Below are 6411 nucleotides of genomic sequence, written 5' to 3' on the forward strand. Positions count from 1 at the left end.
TGTAGTTTTAAAACTACAAGCTTTATTTTTTAGTTGAATTTGGGCTATACATAAGCTTCCGATAGGTGTTATATCACATATGAATGTTAAAGGTAATGAATGAAAAGAAGGTGATTTGTTAATATGTATAGCCAACAAAATTATCCATATGATCAAACGATGTATTATAATCCACAACAATACGGATATGAACATGATATCGAAGTTAGAGAGGTTGAACTAGAAGATTATAGACCAGATGATGCGGAAGATGCTCCAACGTCACCACCACCGTCACAAGCTCCGTCTTTACCATCCACATTTGCTTCTCCTGCACAAGCGGGCAATATGAAATCATGGATGTGTAATTGTCTTGGAAGATGGGGATATTTACGTTTACATCGTCCTGGTCCATTCGGAAGAGACTTATGGTTTTTTCCGACAGAAGTAAGAAGAAGTGGGGTATCCGGCTACACTTGGCAAGCTGGTCGCCGCCGCAAAGTAAGTTATCGATATCAACAAATTAGTAATTTTATGTGCTTCGCATAATAGGAAGTGAGGGAGTAGGATAATTTTACTCTCTCACTTTTTTATTTTTCAATATACGAAGTAAGATTTTAATTAAAAATTTACAATTTTCTAGTTTTTATTGAAGTATAATTCAAATGTTGGGTTGATTTACACAAATAATTGAGAGTGAGGGAATGCAATGTCAATAAAAAATAAGGTTGGCCAAAAAATAGAAGATGGCATTAATTTAGCTTCTGCTCAGTTTAAAGAAGATGCTTATGAAATTTATAAAGAGTCGCGAAAAATACAACCTGTCCTATTTGTAAATAAAAATGAATTAGGTGCGGAGTGGCTTATTACAAGATATGAAGATGCTCTGCCACTTTTAAAAGATAATCGCTTAAAAAAAGATCTGGCAAATGTGTTTCCTCAAGATACAAAGAACATGTATCTTTCCGTTGACAATAGTGATCATTTAACTACGCACATGTTAAATTCAGATCCACCTAACCACAGTCGTTTACGATCTTTAGTTCAAAAAGCTTTTACACCGAAGATGATTACGCAATTAGACGGAAGAATTCAGAGAATAGCGGATAATTTAATAAGTGAGATAGAGCAAAAAGGTACATTAAATCTTGTGGATGATTATTCATTCCCATTACCGATTATTGTAATAAGCGAGATGCTAGGAATTCCAAAAGAGGATCAAGCGAAATTTAGAATTTGGTCGCATGCCGTCATTGCCTCACCAGTAACACCAGAAGAAATAAAAGAAACTGGACAGCAACTATCTGAATTTATTACATATCTTCAATATTTAGTTGATGTAAAACGACAAGATCCTAAAGAGGATTTGGTCAGCGCTTTAATACTTGCGGAAAGTGAAGGACATAAACTTAGTGCCCCGGAACTATATTCAATGATTATGTTACTTATCGTAGCGGGACACGAGACAACGGTGAATTTAATTACAAATACGGTATTAGCACTTCTCGAAAATCCTGATCAATTACAGTTATTAAAAGAAAATCCAAAACTAATTGATTCAGCTATTGAGGAAGGGTTGCGATATTATTCTCCAGTTGAAGTTACAACTGCAAGATGGGCGGCTGAGCCGTTTCAAATTCACGAACAAACAATCCAAAAAGGAGATATGGTTATTATCGCATTAGCTTCAGCAAACCGTGATGAAACAGTATTTGAAAACCCAGAAGTATTTGATATTACACGAGAAAATAACCGTCATATTGCCTTTGGGCATGGTAGTCATTTCTGCCTAGGAGCACCACTTGCTAGATTGGAAGCAAAGATTGCTATTACAACTTTGTTTAAACGGATGCCTGAACTACAAATAAAAGGCGATCGTGAAGATATTAAATGGCAAGGAAACTATTTAATGCGTTCTTTAGAGGAATTGCCTTTGACTTTCTAGAATAGTTAAAATGAGACACGCATACATTGAAAATGTTTTACATAGAGTATGTATGTGTTATTTAAATTCGAAACGGAAGGGTGAAAACATCCCAATGATCAACTAATTCTATTTTTAAGAGATCTTCGTTAAAAAACGAAATATTCTTCTGAATAGGATTAGTATGTACATGTATAGAAAAGGGATGTGTTTCGCACTGCGGAAAATATAGTCTTTTCATATGATTTGTGCTGCCTCCTGTTCAGAACATGAAATAGGAGGCTTTTTTATGTCGACGACTATAGAACCGAAACAAAATCATGGGGTATCACAAGTATTGAAAAACCGATTTGTACAAGGGATTCTAGCATCAGCATTATTTTTACAAATAGGAATATGGGTTCGAAACTTTGCGGTATTATTGTATGTTATGGAAATGACGAAAGGTGATGCTTTCGCTATATCAATGATTTCAGTTGCTGAATTTGCTCCAATTTTCATTTTTTCCTTTATTGGAGGAACTTTTGCTGATAGGTGGAAGCCAAAGAAGACAATGATATGGTGTGAAACGTTAAGTTCTATTTCAGTATTCGCTGTGTTAATTACTCTTATGTTTGGAACGTGGAAAATCGTGTTTTTTGTGACGCTCATTTCGGCAATCCTTTCACAGTTTTCCCAACCATCTGGAATGAAATTATTTAAACAACATTTATCGACAGAACAAATTCAATTAGCAATGTCTATATACCAAACGATATTTGCAATATTTATGGTGTTAGGACCGATTCTTGGAACATTTATCTTTCACAGTTTTGGAATCTATATTTCAATAGTAATTACTGGTATCGCATTTTTACTTGCAGCAGTTGTTTTGTTATTTCTTCCGAAAGATCTTGAAAATGATAATGAGAAAAAAGAAATCACACTATTACAGGAAATGCTGGATGGTATTCAATATGTAAAAAAGAAAAAAGCATTAACTTTGCTCGGTCTATGTTTTATGGCAGCTGGACTCGGTATAGGGCTTATCCAGCCACTTGGAATATTTATTGTGACAGAACAACTAGGATTATCAAAAGAAAGTTTACAGTGGTTATTAACAGTAAATGGTGCAGGAATGATTGTCGGAGGAGCTTTAGCGATGATATTCGCGAAAAACGTGGCCCCGCAAAAGATGTTAATTGTAGGTATGCTTGGTCAGGCAATCGGTATTGGTATTATAGGCTATTCCACAAACTTATGGGTTACACTTACTGCACAATTTTTTAGTGGATTAGCTCTACCATGTATTCAAATTGGGATTAATACGCTCATTATTCAAAATAGTGACACGGATTTTATTGGTCGCGTAAACGGCATTTTAAGTCCACTATTCACCGGTTCAATGGTAGTAACGATGAGTATTGCTGGCTCATTAAAGGAGATGTTTTCACTTAGTACAATGTATGAGGGGACTGCCTTATTGTTCATTATAGGATTATTATTCATTTTGCCAATATACAATTTAAAACCTATTATTGCAACGAGTAATGATAAAAGTGGTGCGATGCAGCAAGAGTCCTAATTTCAATGTTGAAAAAACAATTGTGATAAAAATAAAAAATGCATGCCAAAGAGTATCATACCTCCGAATTTTGTTAATGATAAAAGAACAAGGAGGTGCGATACTATGGCACAAGACGTTTTATGTGAAGTAAACAACTGTAAATTTTGGGCTAACGGTAATAAATGTAGTGCAGATGCAATTTATGTAGTAAGTAATAAAGGAAAACAAGCATCAACTACGGAAGAAACAGATTGCAAAACTTTTGATCCAGAATTATAAATTTTTGAAGGGTAGCCAAATCGTGGTTGCCCTTTTATTAATTATAGTATTGATAATAAATCTCATTTTCATTCATTATTTTTAACTTTTCTTGTTATTTTTTTATATTTTCTTCATAAGTGATGTAATCCAATGTAATTCATGTTCAATACGTGACTTAGTAAATTCAACAACTTCTGTAATAAAAGGTGAGACAACGTCAAGGGATTGGATTGCTGTAAGTTGTTCTTGAAGCACGTTTTGGCGCGTAGTCAAAATTTCTTTTCTAGCCTCGTAATCAAGTTTTTCGAAGAGCGCGATACGCACAAGGAATTCAGCATTGTTTGTCGCAATTTTTTCGGGAAACTCTCTTAGCATTTCATAAAAAATTTCTTCTCCTGTTTCTGTTATGGCGTACATATTTCGGTTTGGTTTTCCGATTTGTTGATGAACTTCTTTCGTTATAGCACCCATATCTTCAAAACGCCGAAGAGTGGGATATAGCATGTTATGGTTTAATTCAAAATTATCACCTAAACGATTTTGGATATTTTTCTTTATTTCATAGCCGTGTTGTGGTCCTGTTGTTAATTCAGCTAGTAGTAAAATATCAACGTACATAGTAATCCCCCTAATATGTTTCTCAAGTTCTCATTTGAAAATTTCAGCTCTCTATATGTTAAAATAACATATGTTAGTCTATACATCTGTGTAAAACCTACCTATCACTTTTATTGTAAAAGAAAAGGGAGGAAAGAACTATGACTTCACCTGAAAATGTTATTTTAGTTCATGAAATTTCAAAGCTGAAAACAAAAGAAGAGTTATGGAATCCTTATGATTGGTATCAGTATATGAGAGACAATCACCCTGTTTATTATGATGAAGAACAAGACGTATGGAATGTGTTTCTGTATGAGGATGTGAACCGTGTTTTATCAGATTTCCGCTTATTTTCAAGTAGAAGGGAACGTAGACAATTTTCAATACCACCTTTAGAAACGAGAATAAATATAAATTCTTCTGATCCCCCAGAACATCGTAATGTACGTTCAATTGTTTCGAAAGCATTTACTCCTAGAAGTTTAGAACAATGGAAACCCCGTATACAAGCTATTGCAGATGAACTTGTAAAAAATATAGAAAAGTATGATGAAGTTAACATTGTTAATCAATTGGCTGCACCTTTACCTGTTACCGTTATATCAGATCTATTGGGAGTACCAACTACAGACCGTAAACAAATTAAAGAATGGTCTGATATTTTATTTATGCCGTATAGTAAAGAAAAATTTAATGATCTGGATGCGAAGAAAGGAGTTGCTTTAAATGAATTTAAAGATTACCTTCTCCCGATTGTTCAGGATAAAAGATATCATTTAACAGATGATATTATTTCGGATTTAATTCGAGCGGAGTACGAAGGTGAATGGTTAACAGATGAAGAAATTGTAACTTTTTCATTAGGACTATTAGCCGCTGGGAATGAAACAACGACAAACTTAATTATTAATAGTTTTTATTGTTTCTTAGTGGATTCACCTGGAACATATAAAGAATTAGGAGAAGAACCAAGGTTGGTTCCAAATGCGATAGAGGAAGTATTACGCTACCGCTTTCCTGTTACATTGGCTCGGAGGATTACTGAAGACACAAATATATTTGGACCTTTAATGAAAAAAGATCAAATGGTGGTTGCATGGGTCAGTGCAGCAAATTTGGACGAGAAGAAATTCTCACAAGCTTCTAATTTTAATTTACACCGAGTAGGGAATGAAAAGCATTTAACGTTTGGAAAAGGTCCTCACTTTTGTTTAGGCGCACCGCTTGCACGTCTTGAAGCTGAGATTGCATTAACTACCTTTATAAACGCTTTCGAAAAAATAGAGTTATCTCCATCTTTCAATTTAGAAAAATGTATATTGGAAAATGAACAAACATTAAAACACTTACCTATTCGCTTAAAAACTCAATAAAACGTTCAGCAAGGTACATTTTTTGTACCTTGTTTTTTATTTCTCAATTGTAAAATTTTAGTGTATTTTATAGTATGGAGGTGTGTGGAAAAAGAGTAGAGGAGGATGCTTATGTTAACGTGCAATGGAAGTAAAACGTTTCAAGCATTTATTAAAGCTGTAACTGATTTAATAGATAGTAATTTATTGGAAGAGCAAATCGTGTGTGAAATTGAAAAATTACTGGAAGAAATTTTAGAAAAGAAAACATGGCTTCCGTTAGAAAAACAGAAAGCGAATTCCGCTCAATATGCACGACACTTACTGTATGAAGATCCATTAAAACGTTTTGAAGTTCTAGCACTTGTATGGAAAGATGGACAAGCTACACCACTACATGATCATGATGGTGCTTGGGGAGTTGAAGGAGTTTTTTCCGGAAGGATAATGGTTCGAAACTTTTTACAAACTAAGCAACTCGGAAATTCACTATTTTATTTAACACATACAGGGAATATTTATTTGGGAGAAGGAGAAACAGATAAAGTAATCCCACCGGCTGATTGTCATATTCTAGAAATAGCTGAAAATGAAAGCGTAATCACTATTCATATATACGGAAAACGTTTAGAAAAGTTTAAAGTATATATCCCAACAGAAGAAAAAAACGTATACATGTGTGAGACAAAATATATTAGTTATAATTCATAGCATAAAACCCAAAGCTTTTCTTTAAAAAGAAAAGCTTT

At 34.0% G+C, this 6411-nt stretch carries 7 protein-coding genes; 6 read left to right on the forward strand and 1 reads right to left on the reverse strand.

Annotation, left to right across the window (positions count from 1 at the left end):
* Positions 1-123: 123 nt before the first annotated feature.
* From KI356_RS23295 to KI356_RS23310, 4 genes are all read left to right on the forward strand, one after another.
* Entirely contained in the window at positions 124-528 is a 405-nt protein-coding gene (locus tag KI356_RS23295; protein WP_212936600.1) for a hypothetical protein, read from the forward strand.
* Between the two features lie 160 nt (positions 529-688).
* Positions 689-1924: a cytochrome P450 family protein gene (locus KI356_RS23300; protein WP_212936601.1), complete on the forward strand. Its 1236-nt coding sequence runs from the start codon at positions 689-691 to the stop codon at positions 1922-1924.
* 268 nt (positions 1925-2192) lie between these two features.
* Positions 2193-3467, forward strand: a complete 1275-nt coding sequence (locus KI356_RS23305) for an MFS transporter (protein ID WP_212936602.1) — start codon at positions 2193-2195, stop codon at positions 3465-3467.
* Between the two features lie 105 nt (positions 3468-3572).
* Positions 3573-3728 (forward strand): DUF1540 domain-containing protein, encoded by a 156-nt coding sequence (locus tag KI356_RS23310; RefSeq protein ID WP_000046094.1) that lies wholly within the window; start codon positions 3573-3575, stop codon positions 3726-3728.
* Between the two features lie 102 nt (positions 3729-3830).
* Here the strand turns inward: KI356_RS23310 and KI356_RS23315 are convergent, their stop codons facing one another.
* The gene (locus KI356_RS23315; protein WP_212936603.1) at positions 3831-4328 is read right to left on the reverse strand and encodes a PadR family transcriptional regulator; all 498 of its coding nucleotides are present in this window, start codon (positions 4326-4328) and stop codon (positions 3831-3833) included.
* A 140-nt stretch (positions 4329-4468) separates the two neighbouring features.
* On the opposite strand from KI356_RS23315, the gene KI356_RS23320 reads away from it, so the two are divergent.
* Positions 4469-5683 (forward strand): cytochrome P450, encoded by a 1215-nt coding sequence (locus tag KI356_RS23320; RefSeq protein ID WP_212936604.1) that lies wholly within the window; start codon positions 4469-4471, stop codon positions 5681-5683.
* Positions 5684-5794: 111 nt separating this feature from the next.
* A complete protein-coding gene (locus tag KI356_RS23325; protein ID WP_212936605.1) occupies positions 5795-6373 on the forward strand; it encodes a cysteine dioxygenase family protein in 579 nt (192 codons plus the stop codon).
* Positions 6374-6411 lie beyond the last annotated feature (38 nt).

Source organism: Bacillus hominis (assembly GCF_018332515.1).
In the GTDB taxonomy this organism is placed as follows: Bacteria; Bacillota; Bacilli; order Bacillales; family Bacillaceae_G; genus Bacillus_A; species Bacillus_A hominis.